This is a genomic window from Ramlibacter monticola, assembly GCF_016722785.1.
Classification (GTDB): domain Bacteria; phylum Pseudomonadota; class Gammaproteobacteria; order Burkholderiales; family Burkholderiaceae_C; genus Ramlibacter; species Ramlibacter monticola.
In genome coordinates this window covers 490,253-509,186 of sequence record NZ_JAEQNE010000001.1, presented here as the reverse complement: position 1 = coordinate 509,186, position 18,934 = coordinate 490,253, and the positions used below count along the sequence as shown (strand labels likewise).

The window sequence follows — 18,934 nt, the reverse complement described above, 5'->3', positions numbered from 1 at the left end:
CCGACATGGCAGCGCGCGTCTCGATCCAGGCCGAAGACTTCGACGTCGCCGCGGAGATCGCGGCCTTGCGCCGCGACGATCCCGGCGTCGGCGCGGTGTGCAGCTTCATCGGCACCGTCCGCGACCGCAGCGAGGGCGCGAGCGTCAGCGCCATGGAGCTGGAGCACTACCCGGGCATGACGGAGAAGGCGATCGAGCAGATGATCGACGAGGCGTTCCGCCGCTTCGACATCCGCGCCACCCGCGTGATCCACCGGGTGGGGCCGCTGAAGGTGCAGGACCAGATCGTCCTGGTGGTCGTCACCTCCGCGCACCGCGGCCAGAGCTTCCAGGCCTGCGAATTCCTGATGGACTACCTGAAGACGCAGGCGCCCTTCTGGAAGAAGGAAAGCACGCCCGAAGGCGAGCGCTGGGTGGACGCCCGCGTGGCCGACGACGAGGCGCTGCAGCGCTGGGGCATCGCGAGCAGGAACGGTTAAAAACCGAACAGCCGAACGCAGAGGACGCAAAGAAGCGCAAAAGACGCAGAAGAATCCTTTGAAAGGTATTCTTCTGCGTCCTCCGCGAGTCCTTTGCGCCCTCTGCGTTCGGCTGTCTGGTTTTCCCTCTCGTCCGCGCCGCGCTACTTCGCCTGGAATCCGCTCGCCTTGATGATGCGCTCCCAGGTCTGGGTGTAGCCCTTCACCCGGTTGGCGAACAGGGCCTGCGGCTGGTAGGCCACCGTCAGGCCCATGGCCGTCAGGTGCTCGCGGACGTCGGGCATCGCGATCACCTTGGCCAGCGCCTGGTTCAGGCGGTCCAGCACCTCGTGCGGGGTGCCGGCGGGCGCGAACAGGCCGTAGTAGGGCAGTTCCTCCAGGCCGGCGATGCCCAGTTCCTTGAAGGTCGGCACGTCGGGCAGGATGGGCTGGCGCTTGTCGCCGATGACCGCCACGATGCGCAGCTTGCCGGCCTTGTGGTTCTCGATGAAGTCGGGGATGGAGGCGACGCCGGCCTTGATCTGGTTGCCCAGCATGTCGCCCATCATCGGCGCGCTGCCGCGGTAGGGCGCGGCCTGCAGGTCCAGCTTGTACTTGCTGGCCAGCATGCCGACCAGGAATTCGGGAATGGACGAGGGCGCGGGAATGCCGATGCTGTCCCGGCCGCCCTGCTGCTGCACGTAGCGCACGTACTCGGGCACCGACTTCGCGGGAGTGCCGCTGGACAGCGCCAGCGCATTGGCGAAGCTGGCGAAGCCCGCCACCGGGACGAAGTCCACCGCGGGGTCGAAGCCCGGGCTCTTCGTCACCAGGGGCAGGATGGAAATCGAATGATCGTGGCTCAGGAACAACGTATGGCCGTCGGGCGCCGAGGCCTTCAGCGCCTGGGCGGCGATCTGGCCGCCGGCGCCGGCGCGGTTGTCGACCACCACCGGCACGCCGAGCTGGTCCTTCAGCTTCTCGGCCAGCGCGCGGGCGATCGCGTCCGTGCCGCCTCCCGGCGGGAAGCCGACCAGGATGCGCACCGGCGCGGCGGATTGCGCCTGCGCGACGCCGGCGGCGAGGGTGACGAGGCCGGCCACCAGCAGGCGGCGCAGCGGGGAAAAGCGGGCGGGCAGGGCGGTCATCCGCCGAGGATAAACGGTCGGGCTTACGCCGCCTGACGCGACGCTGGCGCGGGCGGAACGAAGGCGGCGCGGGCCTCGTCCTGCAGCTCCCCGGTCATCAGCTGTAGCAGTTGCAGCAGCTGCTCCTGCTGCTCGCGGTTCAGCGGCGCCATGAGCCGGCGGTAGGCTTTCTCGGCCGGCTTCTGGGCCCGTTGCAGGAGCCCGGCGCCCTCGCGCGTCAGCGTCACCGAGAGGTTGCGGCGGTTGTCCTCGGCCGGGTCGCGCCGCACCAGCCCGCGCCCCTCCAGCCCGCGCAGCACCCGCAGCACCGTGACCTTGTCGAAGCCGAGCGCCCGCGCCAGGCTCGACTGCCCCAGGCCCGGGTGCGCCTGCAGCACCGTGAGCACGCCGAACTGCGCCGGCGTCAGTTCCAGGTCGCGGCAGGCGTCCTCGAACATGGCCGCCGAGATCTGGTGGGCGCGCCGGAGCAGGAAACCTGGCCGGGCATACAGCCGGGCCAGCTGGACGGGATTGCGGTTCGATCCGGACACTGCTAATTTTTCGGTTGGAGGATGCTGGATACTGACGGTCGGCGGGAGTCTCGCTGTAACCGTTAGCATGCCAACCTGCAATCCCGAAATGCAATGAAAACCCTGCTCCGCACCATGCTGGCCGTGCTGGCGCTCTCGAGCTTGCCTGCCATGGCGCAGGCACCCCAGGGCGGTGCCCCGCTCAAGCTGATCGTCCCGTTCACCGCCGGCACCGGCATCGACATCGTCGCGCGCACCGTGGGTCCGCGCCTGTCGCAGCGCCTGGGCCGCCCGGTCGTGGTCGAGAACCGCACCGGCGCCTCCGGCAACATCGGCACCGAGGCGGTGGTGCGCGCGCCCGCCGACGGCAACACCCTGCTGGTGAGCGTGAACACGCTGGTCATGAACCGCAGCCTCTACACGCACCTGGCCTTCGACCCGGTGAAGGACCTGGTACCCGTGTCGCTCACCAGCTGGGGCCAGCTGATCCTGGTGGCGCCGCCCTCCGCCGGCTTCAAGAGCGCGCCCGACCTGGTCGCCGCCGCCAAGGCCCGGCCGGGCCGGCTGAACTACGCCAGCCCCGGCGTCGGCACGCCCCACCACATGTCGATGGAGCTGTTCAAGCAGACCGCCGGCGTGTTCCTGACCCACATTCCCTACCGCGGCACCTCGCAGGCCGTGACCGACCTGCTCGGCGGGCAGGTCGACGCCATGTTCCTGCCGATCCACGTCGCGCTGCCGCACGTCAAGTCCGGCAAGCTGGTGGCTCTGGGGATCGGCAGCGACAAACGCCATCCCCTGCTGCCCGACCTGCCGACCCTGGCCGAGGCCCATGCCGGCAAGGTCAACGTCGACATGTGGTACGGCATCTTCGCGCCGCCCGGCACGCCGGCCGACGACGTGGCGAAGCTCAATCGCGAGCTGAAGGACATCCTGGCCACCCCGGAGGTCCGCACCGCCTTCCAGACGCAGGGCATGGACCCCGCGTGGAGTTCGCCGGAGGAATTCCGCCGGCTCGTGACGCGCGACGCCGACCGCTGGGCCGGCGTGGTGCGGACCGCCAACATCAAGGCCGAATGATGCGGATCGCGATCGTCGGAGGGGGCATCGGCGGGCTGGCGCTCGCCCTGGGCCTGCAGCAGCGGGGCATCGCGTGCGACGTGTACGAAGCCGCCCCCGAAGTGAAGGAGCTCGGCGTCGGCATCACGCTGCTGCCGCATGCCATGCGCGAACTCGCGGCCCTGGGGCTGCAGCCGCGCCTGGAGTCCCTGGGCATCGAGAACCTCGAGAGCGTGTTCTTCAACCGCTGGGGGCAGTTCATCTACCGCGAGCCGCGCGGCCGCCACGCGGGTTACGCGGTGCCCGAACTGGGCATGCACCGCGGCAAGCTGCACGGCGCCATGCTCGAGGCGGCGCTGCAGCGCCTTGGCGCCTCGTGCATCCACCTGGACCACCGCTGCACCGGGCTGCAGCAGGACGCGCAGCAGGTCACCCTCGACTTCGTCAACGTGCGCGGCAACCCGCAGCCCTCCGTGCAGGCCGATGTCGTGATCGCCTGCGACGGCGTCAATTCCACCGTGCGGCGCCAGTTCTACCCGGACGAGAAGCCCGCCTTCGGCGGCATCAACACCTGGCGCGGGGTCACGGTGCACAAGCCGATCCTCGGTGGCAAGACCTACCTGCGCATCGGCTCGATCGATACCGGCAAGATGGTGATCTACCCGATCGTCGACAACATCGACGGCCACGGCAGCCAGTTGATCAACTGGGTCGCCGAGGTCCGGCAGGCCGACGCGGGCATGAACGACTGGAACAAGCCGGGGCGCTTCGAGGACTTCCTGTCCTTCTTCCAGGACTGGAGCTTCGACTGGCTCGACGTGCCGGACCTGATCTTCCACTCGCGCCAGGTCCTCGAGTACCCGATGGTCGACAAGGACCCGGTGCCGCGCTGGACCTTCGGGCGCGTGACCTTCCTCGGCGACGCGGCGCACCCGATGTACCCGCGCGGCTCCAACGGATGCGCCCAGGGGCTGGTCGACGCCCGCACCCTGGCCGACCTGCTGGCGCGGGGCGGGGATCCGACGCAGGCGCTGAACGAGTACGAGGCGGTGCGCCTGCCGGCCACGGCGAAGGTGGTGGAGACCAACCGCACGGTGCCACCGGACTTCATCATCATGATGGCCGACCAGGCGAGTGGCGGCCGGCCCTTCCCGGGAACCATCGACGACCTGGTCCCCGTGGAGGAGTTCAGGCGCATCTCCGACGAGTACAAGAAGGTCGCCGGCTTCGCGCTGGAACGCTGCGAGAGCTGAAGCCTCAGTTCAGGTAGCGCGGCCGGCTGCCGTCGCCTTCGTCGGGCAAGGGCTCCGCCGCGCTCACCGGGTGGAAGGCCTCGCGCCACTGCGACTGCAGCAGGGCCTGGTCCAGCAGGTGCATGAGTCCCTGCATCAGCTTCGGCTGCATCTCCATCTGGAAGCTGCGCGGCTTGGTGGACCCATTGGGCGGGCGCTCGTTGAAATTCAGTCGCAGCGGCCCGTTTGCGAGCGGCGTGGCGTCCACGTCCGTGACCAGCAACGGTTCCTCGCCCAGGGGATGCTGCGCCTGCCCTTCCTGGTAGGGCGTATCGAAATCGGCGTGCTGCAGGAACTCTTCCTTCCGGAATTCCGCCAGCATCTTCTTGAGTTCCGGGTTCGCTCCCGCCAGCGAAGCCCCGGCGGACTCCAGCTTGAGCAGGTGCTCCGTCAGCAGCTTCGACAGCAGCGGCCACAGGCCCACCATGAGCCGCCGGGTCAGCCACATGCGCATCTCTTCGCCCTCGGTGGTGTTGATGCGCATGAGGATGCGGTCCTGCTCCGGCAGGTAGGTCACCGACATCTGGTGGATCTGCATGGGGAAGATTCTAGTCACCCCTGCCGGGCAGCGAAGCCCTAGAGTCGGCCCTTGAAAACTGCGGGCGGAAGCTTATCTGGCGTGTAACGGAGCATTTCAATGCGACTCGACAAACTCACGACCAAATTCCAGGAAGCGCTTTCCGAGGCGCAGAGCCTCGCGCTGGCCAACGACCACGCCTACATCGAACCGGCCCACCTGCTCGTGGCCATGCTGCGGCAGGAGGACGGCCCGCGCCCGCTGCTGCAGCGCGCCGGCGCCAACGTGCCGGGGCTGCTGGCCGGCGCCGAGGGGGCGATGCACAGGCTGCCGCAGGTCCAGGGGCAGGAGCAGGTCCAGATCGGGCGCGACCTGGTCACGCTGCTGCAGGGCGCCGAGAAGGAGGCCCTCAAGCGCGGCGACCAGTTCATCGCCAGCGAGAACTTCCTGCTGTCCCTGGCCGAGACCAAGCAGGACATCGGCCGCATCGCCCGCGAGAACGGGCTCACCCGCAAGTCGCTCGAAGCCGCGGTCGACGCGGTCCGGGGAGGCCAGAACGTGGATTCCGCCGAAGCCGAAGGCCAGCGCGAAGCGCTGAAGAAGTACACCCTGGACCTCACGGAGCGCGCCCGCAGCGGCAAGCTCGACCCGGTGATCGGCCGCGACGAGGAAATCCGCCGCGCCATCCAGGTGCTGCAGCGGCGCACCAAGAACAACCCGGTGCTGATCGGCGAGCCCGGCGTGGGCAAGACCGCCATCGTGGAAGGCCTGGCCCAGCGCATCGTCGCCGGCGAGGTGCCGGAGACGCTGAAGAACAAGCGCGTGCTGTCGCTGGACATGGCGGCGTTGCTGGCGGGCGCCAAGTTCCGCGGCGAGTTCGAGGAGCGCCTGAAGAACGTGCTGCACGAGCTGGCCAAGGACGAAGGCCAGACCATCGTCTTCATCGACGAACTGCACACCATGGTCGGCGCCGGCAAGGCCGAAGGCGCCATGGACGCCGGCAACATGCTCAAGCCGGCGCTGGCGCGCGGCGAACTGCACTGCGTGGGAGCCACGACGCTGGACGAGTACCGCAAGTACATCGAGAAGGACGCCGCCCTGGAGCGCCGCTTCCAGAAGATCCTGGTGGGCGAGCCGACCGTGGAGGCGACCATCGCCATCCTGCGCGGATTGCAGGAGAAGTACGAGGTGCACCACGGGGTGGAGATCACCGACCCGGCCATCGTGGCCGCGGCCGAACTCTCCCACCGCTACATCACCGACCGCTTCCTGCCGGACAAGGCCATCGACCTGATCGACGAGGCCGCCTCCAAGATCAAGATCGAGATCGACTCCAAGCCGGAAGCGATCGATCGCCTCGATCGCCGCATGATCCAGCTGCAGATCGAGCGCGAGGCGGTGCGCCGCGAGAAGGACGAGGCCTCGCAGAAGCGCCTGGCCCTGATCGAGGAGGAGATCGCCCGCATGCAGAAGGAGATCTCCGACCTCGAAGAGATCTGGAAGTCCGAGAAGGCCGCCGCCCAGGGCAGCGCGCAGATCAAGGAAGAGATCGACCGGCTGCGGCGCGAGATCGAGGAGTCCACCCGCAAGGGCGACTTCAACAAGGTGGCCGAACTGCAATACGGCAAGCTGCCGACGCTGGAGAAGCAGCTGAAGGAAGCGCAGGACGCGGAGACCGCCAAGGGCAAGAGCGGCAAGCCGCAGCTGCTGCGCACCCAGGTCGGCGCGGAGGAGATCGCGGAAGTGGTGGCGCGCGCCACCGGCATCCCGGTCTCCAAGCTGATGCAGGGCGAGCGCGAGAAGCTGCTGCTGATGGAAGACAAGCTGCACGAGCGCGTGATCGGCCAGGACGAGGCGATCAGCGCCGTGGCCAACGCCATCCGCCGCTCGCGCTCGGGCCTGTCGGACCCGAACCGGCCCACCGGTTCCTTCCTGTTCCTGGGCCCCACGGGCGTCGGCAAGACCGAGCTGTGCAAGGCGCTGGCGAACTTCCTGTTCGACAGCGAGGAGCACCTGGTCCGCGTCGACATGAGCGAGTTCATGGAGAAGCACTCGGTGGCCCGCCTGATCGGCGCGCCCCCGGGCTACGTGGGCTACGAGGAGGGCGGCTACCTGACGGAAGCCGTGCGCCGCAAGCCGTACAGCGTGATCCTGCTCGACGAGGTCGAGAAGGCGCACCACGACGTGTTCAACGTGCTGCTGCAGGTGCTGGACGACGGCCGCCTCACCGACGGCCAGGGCCGCACCGTGGACTTCAAGAACACGGTCATCGTCATGACCTCCAACATCGGCTCGCACATGATCCAGGCCATGGTGGGCAAGCCGTACGAGGACGTGAAGGAGGCGGTCTGGGACGAGCTGAAGAACCACTTCCGCCCCGAGTTCCTGAACCGCATCGACGAGACGGTGGTGTTCCACGGCCTCGGCGCCGAGCACATCCAGCGGATCGCGAAGATCCAGCTGCGCGTGCTGGAGCAGCGGCTGGCGAAGATGGACCTGCAGCTGCAGGTGTCGCCGGCGGCGCTGGAAGAACTCGCCAAGGTGGGCTTCGACCCGGTGTTCGGCGCCCGGCCGCTCAAGCGGGCGATCCAGCAGCGCATCGAGAACCCGCTGTCGCGGCTGATCCTCGAAGGGCGCTTCCCGCCGAAGTCCACCATCCCGGTGGAAGTCGACCCGGTGCGCGAGCCGGGGGTCTTCCACTTCGGCGAGGGCCGGCCGGCGCCCCGGGAAGCGCAGGCCGCCTGACCTGATTTCCCCGACAGCCGGAGCCCATGCTCCGGCTGTTTTTCCTGGCTTGCTCCACAATGGACTTCGTGCAAGTGCTTTTTGCCCTCCTCCTCCGCGTCGTGCTGGTGGCCGCCGGCCTCGTCGCCGCCGCCGCGATCGCGCTCGTCTTCACCCTCCTGCTCGCCCTGTGGCTGCTGCGCGCCGCCTGGGGCGCCCTCACCGGCCGGCCGGCGCAGCCCTTCGCGATGCGCTTCGGTCCGCGGCAGGCCTTCGAGGAAATGATGCGGCGCGCCCCGCCGGCGGCGCAGCGCGCCAGCCGCACCCCCCGGGCGGACGCCAACTCCGGCCGGCGCGGCCGCCTCGCCGAGGTCACCGACGTCGAGCCGAAGTAATACCGCTCCCCCTGCCCGGGCAGGCACAGGGTTCCAAAGATTTCCTACCCTCGTGTAGGAACTCGACTACGGGACCTGCTCAGGCATCGTTTCCTAATGCCCTCATGGCCCACGGGCCCGGGAGGCGAGCAGAAAGCCGTGAAGCAGCACCGCTTCGGCGAACCCGAACACACCGGAGCATCCGCGCCGGCGCCCATCATCGTGCGCCAGGTGCGGGTCGGCATCGCGGACGACCATCCCATCACGCGCACGGCGCTGCGCTGCTACCTGGACGAACAGGACGGCATCCGGGTCGTGGCCGAGGCATGTTCCGGCCGGGAGGCGATCGACCTCGTGCGCACCCATGCCCTCGACGTGCTGCTGCTGGACCTGGACATGCCGGGCCAGAGCGGCATCGACGCGCTCACCATGATCCGCGCGAAGGCGGAGCACGTGGCGGTGCTGATCCTCTCCGGCTACCCCGAGCACCAGTACGCCGTGCCCCTGATCCGCAATGGCGCGAGCGGCTACCTGAACAAGTCCTGCGAGCCCGCGGAGATCGTATCGGCGATCCGCCGCGTCTCGCAGGGAGGGCGCTACATCACGCCGGCGGTGGCCGAACTGCTCGCGATGCAGGTGATCACGCCCTCGCCCGGCGGCCTGCACGAACAGCTCTCGGCGCGCGAGCTGCAGGTGTTCCTGAAGCTGGCGCAGGGCTGCAGCGCCGGCCAGGTGGCGGCCGAACTCTCGCTCAGCGCCAAGACGGTCAGCACCTACCGGGCGCGGCTGATGCGCAAGCTGGAGGCGCGCTCCAACAGCGACCTGACCTACTACGCGCTGAAGCACCGCCTGCTGGATTGAGGCGCTGCCCGCGCCGCGCTTGACGCAGCGCAAATCCACCCTTGACGCAGCGCAAATCCCCACTGGGAAGCGGTCCAGAGAATGGGCCGCATGTCGCACCCTTCCTCCTCCCTTCCCGGTATCCGCAGGCGCAGCCTGCTGCTCTCGGCCGCCGCGGCGCTGGCGCCCCTGGGCGCGCTGGCGGACGGGGTGTGCACCCCGCGCGAGCTCGCGCGCCGCTATGCGGCGGTGGTGGACCGGCAGCTGCGCATGCCGGACAACGAGGTCCTGATCTACGGCGGCCTGGCGGAAACGGAGCTCGCCGCCTTCGCCGGAAGCCTGTCCGGGCCGCAGTACATGCTGGTGGTCGACAGCTGCCCCTCGGTGCAGGCGGCGTTCCTCTTCTGGCGGCTGCTGCCGGGACGCTACGAACTGATAGGCGCTTCGCCGGCTTCCACCGGCAATCCGGAGCAGGCCGGCTGCGTGCAGACGCCGCAGGGCGTGTTCGCGCAGGCGGACGTGGAATACGGCCGCAAGATGACGTCCCGCGTGTACGACTTCGGCCGGCAGCGCACGCGCCGTGGCGGCATGCGCGGCGAGGTCTCGGAGCTGCGCCTGCAGGCGCGCGCCGCCACAGGCCCCACCGGGGCGCTGCTCGGACGCGTGCAGTCCGACGGCTGCATCCTGCTGCCGCCCGGCATGGTCGCCTTCCTCGACCAGTTCGGCGTGCTCGATCAGGGCCGCCGGGACGTGGTCACGCCCGCCGGCGAGTCGCTGCCCTTCGCGGGGCGCTACCTCGTGGTGGTCGACAGCGAGCGGGACGAGCGGCCGGAGTGGGCCCTGGCCTGAGGCCGGGGCCTCAGGCCGCGGGGACGCTGCCGACGGAGGCCGGCCGCAAGGGGTCGAGGCCTTCCTCGTCCCAGCCTTCGCCGAACAGTTCGATGGGGTGCTGGGTGCGCTCCGTGCCGTTGCCGCAGATCATTTCGTCTGCCTTGCAATAACGGTCGCACCCCCAGCAGGTGCGTTCCGGGTGGGCGGGCCGGATGGGAAACTTCTTGGCCATGCCCCGATTCTGGGAACCTGCTGCCGGTAGGGACTTGCTTTTGGTCAAGCCGCCGCCCCCGTTTTCCTGCACGGCGGCGGATACTGCGGCTCCTCGCACAGAAATGCCGGTGGAGTCCCCATGCCGTACATCCAGCACCTCGGCCCCGTGGCCGCACTGATCGCGGGCGTCCTGATCCTGATCATGCCCAGGCTGTTGAACTACATCATCGCCCTTTACCTGATCGTGACCGGGCTGGTCGGCCTGTTCGGGCGCTAGGAGCCTGGGCGGCAGAGAAACGGGCCTGCGCCGGGGCCTGGGAGCCTGACAGCCTAGACGCGGGCGACGCCGCGTACTTTACGTACGCAAGGAGACCGCAACGACGGCTGACGGGCTCCCAGGCCCCGGCCCGGAGGGTTGGGCCTGCAAGGGGCCGGCTACGTCGTTGCAGGAACGGGTCAAGCCACCCGGGCTTGACCCGTTCCCGCGCCTAGCATCCAGCCCCTTGCAGGCCCAACGCAGGCCCGTTTTTCTGCCGCCCAGGCTCCTAGGAGCCTTCCATGTGGCGGGCGTACAGCTTCTGCATGCCCCCCAGCCAGCGGTCGTAGTCCTGGGCCTTGTTCAGGAAGTACTGCGCCACCTCGGGATGCGGCAGCACGAGGAAGCGTTCCTCGTGCAGGGCCTGCACGACGACCTCCGCCACCTGTTCCGGGGTCAGCACGCCGTTGACGGCGGCGGAGCCGGTGCCGTCGCGGGTCATGTCGGTCTGCACGGACTGTGGGCAGAGGCAGGAAACGCGGATGCCCCTGCGGCCGTAGGCGATGCGCAGCCACTCGGCGACAGCGACCGCGGCGTGCTTGGTCACGCCGTAGGCCGGGGTCTCCACGATGTTCAGGAGGCCGGCGGCCGAGGCCGTCACCAGCAGGTAACCCTCGCCGCGTTCCAGCATCTCCGGGATCACCGCGCGCGCGGCCCACACGTGCGCCATGCCGTGGACCTCCCACATCTTCTGCCACAGCGCGTCTTCCAGTTCGATGCCGCCGATCTGGCCCAGGATGCCGGCGTTGGAGCAATAGATGTCGATGCGGCCGAAGCGCTCGCGCGCCTGCCGCACCAGTTCCTGGATCTCCGCCTCGCGGCTCACGTCGCAGCGCAGCGCCAGCGCATTCGCGCCCAGGCCCCGCGCGACGCCCTGCGCCCGCTCCAGGTTCACGTCCGCCACCACGATCCCGCGCGCGCCCTCGCGGGCGCAGCGCTCGGCCAGGCCGGCGCCGATGCCGCTGGCGCCGCCGGTGATCACCACCACCTTGTCCCTGATTTCCATGCGTGCCTCCGATGAGGCGACGAGTATGGGCGCTGGCGCGGAGCGCGCAAGCCGCCGACGCGACAAGTCCCGGCGGCTCAGCAGGGTCCGCGCCGGCGTGCGGCCGCCTGGGGGCGCCGCCTGCAACAAGGAGGCAGGCGTTCCGACAGCGGCGCGACCTGCCTGTCCTACGCGGTCGGGCTGGCCCCTTGGAGATCATTCCTCCCAGGCAGCAAACCACGGAGAGGGCGATGACCCGCAGCATGATTCACGATGAATGGGCAGAGCAGGCAGACGAACCCGAAGTCCGCATCGACGGCCGGGTCGATCCCCAGCGGGAGGACGCGTACTGGCAGAGGGCGTACTGGGCCGAGCCGTACTACCGTGCGGACTTCGCCTATGACGATTACGCCCCCGCCTATTGCGTCGGCTATATCGGCTGTGCGCAGTACGGCGGCTGCTTCGAGGACGCCGAGAAATCCCTCTGCGCCAACTGGCTGCGCATCAAGGGCGATTCGCGCCTGACCCTGGACGAGGCCCTGCAGGCGATCCGCGCGGCCTGGGAGCACGCCGCCCGGCGACCGGTGGTCGAGGAGGTCGAGGAGGTCGAGGACGAGCTGCTGGTCGAGGACGCCCTGGTGGCGGCAAGCGCAGCGCCGGCCCGCCAACCCGCCTACGCGGCCGCCTGAGCGGCGTCGGTTACGGCGCCGCTCACGGCGCCCGCATGGCAGCCGGTTCGCCCGCCAGCGCGAGCTGCAGCGCATCGATGAAGGGCGCCTGGCCAGCAATTAGCTTGCGCCGGGCCTCCTGCGGGTCGAACCAGTGGACCCGGTCGACCTCCGGGAAGGTCTGCATCCGGCCGGAGCGCGGCGGCCACTCGATCTCGAACGGGTTGCTGACCAGCAGGCTGGGGTCCGCGTCGCCTTCGAAGGCCCAGGCGGTGATGCGCTTGCCACTCTTCTGGCGCAGTTCGCCCAGCGGCAGGAAGGGCGGGGCGGGCGTGAAGCCGGTTTCCTCGAGGAACTCGCGCTGGGCTGCGGCGAGCGGGTCCTCCTCGGGGGCGATCTCGCCCTTGGGCAGGGTCCACGCGGCGTCGTCGCGGCGGGCCCAGAAAGGCCCGCCCGGATGCGCGAGCAGCACCTCGACCGCCTCGCCGCGGCGTCGGAACATCAGCAGCCCGGCGCTGCGGATCGTGGCCACGGGCTCCTTCAGCGCGGCTGCCGCACGACGCGCAGGTAGGGCTTGGGTGCCTTCCAGCCTTCGGGGAACAGCTTCTTCGCGTCCTCGTCGCTCACCGAGCCGGCGATGATCACGTCCTCTCCCTGCTTCCAGTTCGCGGGGGTGGCCACCTTGTACTTCGCGGTCAGCTGCATCGAGTCGACCGCGCGCAGGATTTCGTCGAAGTTGCGGCCGGTGGTCATCGGGTAGGTCATCATCATCTTGACCTTCTTGTCCGGCCCGATGACGAACACGGAGCGCACCGTCTGGTTGGTGGCCGCGGTGCGGCCGTCGGAGCTGCCCGCCTCCTCCGCCGGCAGCATGTTGTACAGCTTGGAGACCGCCAGGTCGCGGTCGCCGATGATGGGGTAGTTCACCTTCGCGCCCTGCGTCTCCTCGATGTCGCCCAGCCAGCGGCTGTGGCTGTCCACGGGGTCGACGCTCAGGCCGATCAGCTTCACGTTGCGCTTGCTGAACTCCGGCTCGATCTTCGCCATGTACCCGAGTTCGGTGGTGCACACGGGCGTGAAGTCCTTGGGGTGCGAGAACAGGATCGCCCAGCCGTTGCCGATCCACTCGTGAAACTGGATCGGACCCTGCGTGGTGTCGGCGCGGAAATCCGGTGCGGTGTCGTTGATGCGCAGTGACATGGTCGTTCCTCCACAGGAGCCGGCCATGATGCGCCGCTGGCGCCGGGGGTGTCAACGTTCCGGGGAGCGCAACGGCTGCAGCGCGTTGGGCGTCCTCGGCGATTCCGTCGCGGCCCGTGGAGGCTGGCGCGGCGCTGCTCGGCATGGGCGTGCTCTCGAGGATTCCTTCCACCTGCAGAGCCTGCGCGCGCCCGAATCGATCTGTCAGATGATAATATATTAAAATATATATTGTCAGGATCGAAATCGAAAGGAAGGGAATGGCGGGCGCCGACTACGTCGACAAGGAAGCGATGCGCGAGGCTGCGGAGTCGGCCTGCGCGCTGATGAAGGTGCTGTCCAACCCGGACCGCCTGATGCTGCTGTGCGAGCTGAGCGAAGGGGAGCGCAACGTCGGCGAACTGCAGGAGGCGGTCGGCATCGTGCAGCCCACGCTGTCGCAGCAACTGGCCGTGCTGCGCGAGGAGAACCTGGTGGAGACGCGCCGGGATGGGAAGAACATCTACTACAGCGTGGCGAGCCCGCCGGCGCTGGCGGTGCTGCAGGTGCTCCATGCGCAGTTCTGCGCGGCCGCGCCCAAGGCAAGGAGGGCCCGCAAATGACGCTCGACCTGGTCCACTTCACGCCCTGGACCTCGCTGGCCGGCGGCCTGCTGATCGGCCTGGCCGCGGCCCTGTTCGTGTTGCTGAACGGGCGCGTGCTCGGCGTCAGCGGCATCGTCGGCGGGCTGCTGCGGCCGGGCGCCGGCGACCGCGGCTGGCGCCTGTCCTTCCTGGCCGGCCTGTTTGCCGCGCCCGCGCTGTGGTCCTTGTTCGCCGCGCCGGTGGCGCCGCGCATCGCCGCGGGGCCCGTGCTGCTGGTGCTTTCGGGCCTGCTGGTGGGCTGGGGCACTCGCTACGGTTCGGGCTGTACCAGCGGGCACGGCGTCTGCGGGATCTCGCGCCTGTCCCCGCGCTCGGTGCTGGCCACGCTGGCCTTCATGGCCACCGGCTTCGCGACCGTCTTCGTGCTGCGGCACACCCTGCTCGGAGCCGCGTGATGCGCCAGCGCGTGGCTGAATTCATCGCGGGACTCGTGTTCGGGCTCGGCCTGATCCTGTCCGGCATGACCGACCCCGGCAAGGTGCAGGGCTTCCTCGACCTCGCCGGCGACTGGGACCCGTCGCTCGCGCTGGTCATGGGCGGTGCCATCCTGGTGGGCGTGCTCGCCTTCGCGCTGGCGCGGCGCCGCGCGACGGCCTTGCTCGGCGGCGCCATGCAGCTGCCCACGGGCATGGGCATCGACCACCGGCTGGTGGCCGGCAGCCTCGTGTTCGGCGTCGGCTGGGGGCTGGCGGGCTTCTGCCCGGGGCCGGCGCTGGTCGCCCTGGGCGCGGGGCATTGGCAGGCGCTGGTGTTCGTGCTGGCGATGCTGGCCGGCATGGCGGTGCACGACCTGGGCATCCGACTCGCCGCCAGCGAGTGAGCAGGGCAGCCGCTACCATGGCGGCATGAGCACGTCCGCCCCGACTCTCGCCCCTGCCGTTCCCCTGAGCCGCGACGCCGGCGTGATCGGGCTGGTGGGGCTTGCCCACATGGTGAGCCACTTCAGCCAGCTGCTGCTGCCCTCGCTGTTCCCCTGGCTGAAGGACGCGCTGGCGGTGAGCTACACCGAGCTCGCCTTCCTCATGACCATCTTCTTCGTGGTCTCCTGCGCGGTGCAGGCGGCTTCCGGCTTCCTGGTCGACCACTTCGGGCCGCGGCCCATCCTGTTCGGCGGCCTGGCGCTGCTGGCCCTGGGCGCCTTCGGTTTCGCCGCCAGCCCCAACTACGCCACCATGATGCTGTGCGTCGTCGTCGCCGGCACGGGCAATGGCGTGTTCCACCCGGCCGACTACACGTTGATCAACCGGAAGGTGAGCCCGCGCCGCCTCGGCCACGCCTACAGCGTGCACGGCATCACGGGCAGCCTGGGCTGGGCGCTGGCGCCGGCGCTGATGGTGCCGCTGGCGATCGCCTTCCACTGGCGGGTCGCGCTTGCCGCCGGCGGCTGCGTCGCGCTGGCGGTGCTGGCGGTCCTCTGGGTGCGGCGCGCGGCGCTGGAGCTGCCGCCTGCCGCGCCGACGGCGCCCGCGGCCAGCGCGGCCAGCGCGGCGCGCGCCGAGGGCAGCTTCGACTTCCTGCGCATCCCCGCCGTCTGGATGTGCTTTTCCTTCTTCTTCGTCTATGCCGGCGTGCTGTCCGGGGTGCAGGCCTATGCGCCGGAGGCCGCCCGCCAGCTGCACCAGATGCCGGTGGCCATGCTGGCCGCCTGCGTCACGACCTACATGGTGTGCAGCGCGGCCGGCGTGTTCGTGGGCGGCTTCCTCGCCTCCGACCCGGGCCGCTGCGAGCGGGTCGTCGGCGCCGGTTGCGGCGTGGCCGCCCTCATCGCGCTGGCGCTTGGCGTGCTGGACGTGCCGGCCCTGGCGGTGCCTGTCCTCTTCGGCGCGATGGGCATCGCCACCGGCGTCTCCGGGCCGTCGCGCGACCTGCTGGTGAAGCGCTCCACGCCGGAAAACGCGAGCGGGCGCGTGTTCGGCGTGGTCTATTCGGGTCTGGACATCGGGCAGGCCCTCGCGCCCCTGGTGTTCGCCGCCCTCATCGACCACCGGGCCTTCGTCGCCGTCTGGCTGGTGCTGGCTCTGCTGCAGCTGCTGATGATCGCCAGCGCCGTGAGCGTGCGCCGGGTCCGCCGCGGAGTGCTGGCGATGGCCTGACCGCGGGTTTGGCCGCTAGGCCGCCGTCACATGGCCGAGTTATCCTAGGCCCATGTACGCGGCGTATTTCGGGCTGAAGCAGGAGCCGTTTTCCATCGCGCCGGACCCGCGCCTGCTGTTCATGAGCGAACAGCACCGGGAAGCCCTGGCGCACCTGCTGTACGGCGTGCAGGGCGGCGGCGGCTTCGTGCTGCTGACCGGCGAAATCGGGACCGGCAAGACGACCGTCTGCCGCTGCTTCCTGGAGCAGGTGCCCCCGCACTGCAACCTGGCCTACATCTTCAATCCCAAGCTCACCGTCCTCGAGCTGCTGGAGACGGTCTGCCACGAATTCGGCGTCGCCGTGACGCCGCCGGCGCAGCGGCCCGCCACCGTCAAGGACTACCTCGACCCGCTGAACGCCTTCCTGCTGCAGGCGCATGCCGCCGGCCGCAACAACGTGCTGGTGATCGACGAGGCCCAGAACCTCGCGCCCGAGGTGCTGGAGCAGCTGCGCCTGCTGACCAACCTCGAGACCAGCGAGCGCAAGCTGCTGCAGATCATCCTGATCGGCCAGCCCGAGCTGCGCGAGATGCTCGCGCGGCCTGAGCTGGAGCAACTCGCGCAGCGCGTGATCGCGCGCTACCACCTGCGCGCCCTCGGCGAGCCGGAGAGCGCGCAGTACGTGCGGCACCGGCTGGAGATGTGCGGCCTGCAGCGCCCGCTGCCCTTCGACCGCGCCGCGCTGCGCCAAATCCACCGGGCCAGCGGCGGGGTGCCGCGCCGCATCAACCTGCTGTGCGACCGCGCCCTGCTGGGTGCCTACGCCGGCGGCCAGGGGCAGGTCACGCGGCGCATCGTGCACCAGGCCGCGGCGGAGGTGCTGCCGCGCGGCACGGTGCCGGCCCCGGCCTGGCCGCGCACCGCGCTGGCCGGTGCGCTCGGTCTCGCGGCTGGCGCCGGCATCCTGGCGGCCGTCACCGGCATCGTGGAGCCTCCCGTACCGGCGGCGCCGGTGCCGCCCGCCAAGGTCGCGGCCGCGCCGGCCGGCACGAACGACGTCCCGGCGCTGCCGTCTTCCACCGCGCAGCCGGTCTGGGCCGCCGTGCCTGCGCCGGTTCCCGCGCCGGTGCAGGCGCCGGCTCCGCCGCCGCGGCCGACGCTGCTGCGCGACGAGCAGCAGGCCTGGCGCGAACTGGCCACGGTGTGGAAGCTGCCGGTCGACGACGGCGATGCGTGCGGCGCACTGGCCCGCCAGCAGGTCCAGTGCTTCACCCGCACGATGAACCTGGCGCTGATCCGCCAGCTCGGCCGACCGGGCATCGTCACGCTGGACCGCGAGAGCGGCCAGCCCTCCTACGCGATCCTCGCCGGCCTGACGGACCAGACCGCCACCCTGCAGGCCGCCGGCACGGAACAGACGGTGACGCTGGCGGCGTTGGCGCAGCGCTGGCGCGGCGAGTTCGCCACGCTCTGGCGGGCGCCGGAAGGCTACAGCGAGAAGCTGCGCGACGGCGAGAGCGGCCCCGTGCTGGACTGGGTGGCGACCCGGCTGGCCCTGGCCAAGGGTGCCCCGGCGCCCACGCAGCGCGCCCGCTTCGACAGGGCACTGCGCACCGAGGTGCGCTCCTTCCAGCTGGCCCAGGGCCTGCCCGCGGACGGCCGGCCGGGCCCGCTCACCTACATGCAATTGAACCGGGCGACCGGCGTGGACGAGCCGCGCCTGCGCACGCAACCCTGAAAAAGACCTCGCGCATGTCGTACATCCTCGATGCCCTGCGCCGCGCCGACGCCGAACGGGAGCGCGACCCCGGCCGCGGCATCCATGCCCAGCCTGTCCCGCTGCCGACGGAGAACGGGCGCCGCATTCCCCTCTGGATCTTCGCGGTGGGCGCCGGACTCGTGCTGCTGGTTGCCGGGGCGCTGCTGCTGCGGCCGGCGCCCCGCGTCGCCATGGACCTGGGGATGCCGCCGCCGAACGCCCCGGTCCCCAAGCAATCCTCGGCCGCCCCGCCGCCCAAGCCCGTGGCAGCCGAGGTGAGCCCGCCCGCGCCGCCGCCGCTTGCCGTCGCCGAGCCGGCTCCAGCACCTGCGCCCGCGCCGGAGCGTTTGCCCGAACGCCCGGTGGTGAGGGCGCCCGTGGTGACCGCGCCCGCGAAGGCCGTGCCGCCGAACACCCCGCCGGCCGCGCCAGCGCCCGCGCCCGCGGTCGAAGCGCCGGCGGCCGCCGCCGACCGCGTGCTGGCTTTCGGCGAACTCCCGCCCGAAGTGCAGCGCGAGTTGCCGAAGATGCAGATCTCCGGCGGCGTGCACTCGGACAACCCCGCGCAGCGCATGCTGATCGTCGGCGGCCAGGTGGTCACCGAAGGCCACGAGGCCGCGCCGGGCGTGGTGGTGGAGCAGATCCGCCCCAGGTCCGCGGTGCTGAAGTTCCGCGGCTACCGCTACAGCGTGCAGTACTAGTCGGCAATCAGCCAGCGGGTCGCCGCGCCGAGCAGCAGCGACAGCACCGGAACCACCGCCAGCAGCGCGCGGCTCCATGCGGGCCAGGGCTGCAGCGCGGCGAGCACGCCCAGCGTGGCGAGCGCCGTCGGGTCGGGCATGAAGCCGAACACCTCCGCCTCGGCCCAGGGATGGCCGGTGAGCGGCGCGGACAGCGGGTAGAGCAGCGCCATCGCCAGCAAGGCCCACGACAGCACGCCGGGCGACGGCGCCCCGGCGCCTTCGGTGGGCCGGCAGCCCACCGCCGCCGCCAGCAGCAGCGCCTCCAGCGCGCAGGCGCCCGCCACCCACGGCGCCCCGAGGAAGATCTCCGCGTAGTGGCGCCAGTGGAAGGCCCACCCGAGCCACGCCCAGGCCAGCGCGAGCAGCACGAGGGCCATGCGCCGCCGCGCCAGCGACGGGGAGCGCAGGAGCAGGGGCAGGGCCGCGGCGGCCGCCAGCGCCAGCAACTGCGCCGGCCACCACTGCGCGTTGTGGCGCGCCACCAGGCGCCAGTACACCTGCGGCGAGAACATCAGGAAGTCGGAGAGCCCGTAGGTCCACAGCTCCGGCATCGCTCAGGCTCCGGGGCCGGGCCTGCGG

At 70.4% G+C, this 18,934-nt stretch carries 23 protein-coding genes; 15 read left to right on the top strand and 8 right to left on the bottom strand.

Annotation, left to right across the window (positions count from 1 at the left end; all coding sequences use genetic code 11):
- The first annotated feature begins 5 nt into the window (after window positions 1–5).
- Window positions 6–479, top strand: coding sequence for a molybdopterin synthase catalytic subunit MoaE (moaE, locus tag JJ685_RS02265; RefSeq protein WP_201672544.1), 474 nt, complete (start codon window positions 6–8; stop codon window positions 477–479).
- Window positions 480–622: 143 nt separating this feature from the next.
- On the opposite strand, the gene JJ685_RS02260 is transcribed toward moaE, so the two are convergent.
- A complete protein-coding gene (locus JJ685_RS02260) occupies window positions 623–1,606 on the bottom strand; it encodes a Bug family tripartite tricarboxylate transporter substrate binding protein (protein WP_201672543.1) in 984 nt (327 codons plus the stop codon).
- A gap of 23 nt (window positions 1,607–1,629) precedes the next feature.
- Window positions 1,630–2,136, bottom strand: coding sequence for a MarR family transcriptional regulator (locus tag JJ685_RS02255; protein ID WP_330901691.1), 507 nt, complete (start codon window positions 2,134–2,136; stop codon window positions 1,630–1,632).
- A 93-nt stretch (window positions 2,137–2,229) separates the two neighbouring features.
- Between JJ685_RS02255 and JJ685_RS02250 the strand changes: the two genes are divergently transcribed.
- A complete protein-coding gene (locus tag JJ685_RS02250; protein ID WP_201672541.1) occupies window positions 2,230–3,195 on the top strand; it encodes a Bug family tripartite tricarboxylate transporter substrate binding protein in 966 nt (321 codons plus the stop codon).
- Complete coding sequence (locus tag JJ685_RS02245) at window positions 3,195–4,427, top strand: flavin-dependent oxidoreductase (protein ID WP_201673666.1); 1,233 nt, start codon at window positions 3,195–3,197, stop codon at window positions 4,425–4,427. The genes JJ685_RS02250 and JJ685_RS02245 overlap by 1 nt, the downstream gene beginning before the upstream one ends.
- 4 nt (window positions 4,428–4,431) lie before the next feature.
- Here the strand turns inward: JJ685_RS02245 and JJ685_RS02240 are convergent, their stop codons facing one another.
- Window positions 4,432–5,004, bottom strand: a complete 573-nt coding sequence (locus JJ685_RS02240) for a hypothetical protein (protein ID WP_201672540.1) — start codon at window positions 5,002–5,004, stop codon at window positions 4,432–4,434.
- A 99-nt stretch (window positions 5,005–5,103) separates the two neighbouring features.
- Between JJ685_RS02240 and clpB the strand changes: the two genes are divergently transcribed.
- The 4 genes from clpB (at window position 5,104) to JJ685_RS02220 (ending at window position 9,770) form a co-directional block, all read left to right on the top strand.
- On the top strand, window positions 5,104–7,728 hold the full coding sequence (gene clpB, locus JJ685_RS02235; RefSeq protein ID WP_201672539.1) for an ATP-dependent chaperone ClpB: 2,625 nt from the start codon (window positions 5,104–5,106) through the stop codon (window positions 7,726–7,728).
- A gap of 68 nt (window positions 7,729–7,796) precedes the next feature.
- Complete coding sequence (locus JJ685_RS02230) at window positions 7,797–8,102, top strand: hypothetical protein (RefSeq protein ID WP_201672538.1); 306 nt, start codon at window positions 7,797–7,799, stop codon at window positions 8,100–8,102.
- 210 nt (window positions 8,103–8,312) lie between these two features.
- Window positions 8,313–8,942: a response regulator transcription factor gene (locus JJ685_RS02225; RefSeq protein WP_330901718.1), complete on the top strand. Its 630-nt coding sequence runs from the start codon at window positions 8,313–8,315 to the stop codon at window positions 8,940–8,942.
- Between the two features lie 90 nt (window positions 8,943–9,032).
- The gene (locus JJ685_RS02220) at window positions 9,033–9,770 is read left to right on the top strand and encodes a murein L,D-transpeptidase (protein ID WP_201672536.1); all 738 of its coding nucleotides are present in this window, start codon (window positions 9,033–9,035) and stop codon (window positions 9,768–9,770) included.
- 10 nt (window positions 9,771–9,780) lie between these two features.
- Here JJ685_RS02220 and JJ685_RS02215 read toward each other — a convergent pair whose 3' ends face one another.
- Window positions 9,781–9,984 carry a DUF3079 domain-containing protein gene (locus JJ685_RS02215; protein WP_201672535.1) on the bottom strand — a complete coding sequence of 68 codons (204 nt, stop codon included), beginning with the start codon at window positions 9,982–9,984 and terminating at the stop codon, window positions 9,781–9,783.
- 120 nt (window positions 9,985–10,104) lie between these two features.
- On the opposite strand from JJ685_RS02215, the gene JJ685_RS02210 reads away from it, so the two are divergent.
- The gene (locus tag JJ685_RS02210; RefSeq protein ID WP_201672534.1) at window positions 10,105–10,242 is read left to right on the top strand and encodes a DUF3096 domain-containing protein; all 138 of its coding nucleotides are present in this window, start codon (window positions 10,105–10,107) and stop codon (window positions 10,240–10,242) included.
- 268 nt (window positions 10,243–10,510) lie between these two features.
- Here the strand turns inward: JJ685_RS02210 and JJ685_RS02205 are convergent, their stop codons facing one another.
- Window positions 10,511–11,287, bottom strand: a complete 777-nt coding sequence (locus JJ685_RS02205; RefSeq protein ID WP_201672533.1) for an SDR family oxidoreductase — start codon at window positions 11,285–11,287, stop codon at window positions 10,511–10,513.
- 230 nt (window positions 11,288–11,517) lie between these two features.
- On the opposite strand from JJ685_RS02205, the gene JJ685_RS02200 reads away from it, so the two are divergent.
- Window positions 11,518–11,955: a hypothetical protein gene (locus tag JJ685_RS02200; RefSeq protein ID WP_201672532.1), complete on the top strand. Its 438-nt coding sequence runs from the start codon at window positions 11,518–11,520 to the stop codon at window positions 11,953–11,955.
- Between the two features lie 22 nt (window positions 11,956–11,977).
- On the opposite strand, the gene JJ685_RS02195 is transcribed toward JJ685_RS02200, so the two are convergent.
- The gene (locus tag JJ685_RS02195) at window positions 11,978–12,466 is read right to left on the bottom strand and encodes an NUDIX domain-containing protein (protein ID WP_201672531.1); all 489 of its coding nucleotides are present in this window, start codon (window positions 12,464–12,466) and stop codon (window positions 11,978–11,980) included.
- An 8-nt stretch (window positions 12,467–12,474) separates the two neighbouring features.
- Complete coding sequence (locus JJ685_RS02190) at window positions 12,475–13,134, bottom strand: peroxiredoxin (protein ID WP_201672530.1); 660 nt, start codon at window positions 13,132–13,134, stop codon at window positions 12,475–12,477.
- Between the two features lie 260 nt (window positions 13,135–13,394).
- On the opposite strand from JJ685_RS02190, the gene JJ685_RS02185 reads away from it, so the two are divergent.
- The 6 genes from JJ685_RS02185 to JJ685_RS02160 are packed head-to-tail and all read left to right on the top strand — an operon-like array spanning window position 13,395 to window position 18,313.
- A complete protein-coding gene (locus JJ685_RS02185; protein WP_236598656.1) occupies window positions 13,395–13,736 on the top strand; it encodes an ArsR/SmtB family transcription factor in 342 nt (113 codons plus the stop codon).
- Window positions 13,733–14,173, top strand: a complete 441-nt coding sequence (locus JJ685_RS02180) for a YeeE/YedE family protein (RefSeq protein ID WP_201672529.1) — start codon at window positions 13,733–13,735, stop codon at window positions 14,171–14,173. The genes JJ685_RS02185 and JJ685_RS02180 overlap by 4 nt, the downstream gene beginning before the upstream one ends.
- Window positions 14,173–14,598, top strand: a complete 426-nt coding sequence (locus tag JJ685_RS02175; RefSeq protein WP_201672528.1) for a DUF6691 family protein — start codon at window positions 14,173–14,175, stop codon at window positions 14,596–14,598. The genes JJ685_RS02180 and JJ685_RS02175 overlap by 1 nt, the downstream gene beginning before the upstream one ends.
- Before the next feature lie 25 nt (window positions 14,599–14,623).
- The gene (locus tag JJ685_RS02170; RefSeq protein ID WP_201672527.1) at window positions 14,624–15,871 is read left to right on the top strand and encodes an MFS transporter; all 1,248 of its coding nucleotides are present in this window, start codon (window positions 14,624–14,626) and stop codon (window positions 15,869–15,871) included.
- Window positions 15,872–15,923: 52 nt separating this feature from the next.
- Window positions 15,924–17,591 carry an AAA family ATPase gene (locus JJ685_RS02165; RefSeq protein ID WP_201672526.1) on the top strand — a complete coding sequence of 556 codons (1,668 nt, stop codon included), beginning with the start codon at window positions 15,924–15,926 and terminating at the stop codon, window positions 17,589–17,591.
- A gap of 14 nt (window positions 17,592–17,605) precedes the next feature.
- A complete protein-coding gene (locus tag JJ685_RS02160) occupies window positions 17,606–18,313 on the top strand; it encodes a general secretion pathway protein GspB (protein ID WP_201672525.1) in 708 nt (235 codons plus the stop codon).
- Here the strand turns inward: JJ685_RS02160 and JJ685_RS02155 are convergent.
- The gene (locus tag JJ685_RS02155; RefSeq protein ID WP_201672524.1) at window positions 18,310–18,906 is read right to left on the bottom strand and encodes a DUF6064 family protein; all 597 of its coding nucleotides are present in this window, start codon (window positions 18,904–18,906) and stop codon (window positions 18,310–18,312) included. The genes JJ685_RS02160 and JJ685_RS02155 overlap by 4 nt on opposite strands.
- Window positions 18,907–18,934: the final 28 nt, after the last annotated feature.